Annotated in this window: 1 pseudogene; it reads right to left on the bottom strand. The window is 70.6% G+C overall.

Going from position 1 to position 466, the window contains the following annotated elements:
• A pseudogene (locus EOA24_RS42695) lies at positions 1-466 on the bottom strand (serine protease); the annotation flags it as partial.

The raw sequence follows: 466 nt of genomic DNA, 5'->3' as shown, positions 1-466 counted from the left end.
GATCTTCCCGATACGCTCCTCGAGGCTCCTGTTGACGTCATCGCCGTTGACCGCGGGGGTGGCACGGGCCGGGGCAAGCGCCTGCGGATAGACGAGGTTTCCCGGCCATGCGGCGTAGGCCAGGCACGCGGCGAAGACGAGGGAGATGGCGGCGATCGGCCAAACCGCGCCACGCTTCGATGGCCATGTTGGCGCAACTTGCGGCGGCGCAGGCGCGGCGGCCGGAGGCTCGGACGGAGCCGCCCGCCGGAGGGGAGAGGCCGGCCCGAGGCTCGCTCCGCCGACGGTCCAATCCTCTCCAGGCACCCGGGGAGATATGCCCTGAGGCAGGTACCGGCCAATGGTTCTCTCGCTGTGCCGCAGGAATCCCGCGGCCGACAACCGGGCCTCGACCGGCAACGCCCCCCAGTTCGTGAGCACCGCGTTCTCGCCGACGGCCATGATCGAGCTTTCGTCGGCGAGGTTG

Origin of the sequence: Mesorhizobium sp. M2A.F.Ca.ET.039.01.1.1 (assembly GCF_003998035.1) — a bacterium.
In the GTDB taxonomy this organism is placed as follows: domain Bacteria; phylum Pseudomonadota; class Alphaproteobacteria; order Rhizobiales; family Rhizobiaceae; genus Mesorhizobium.
Note: the sequence above shows the minus strand (reverse complement) of the source record. Positions and strands in the feature narration are given on the sequence as shown.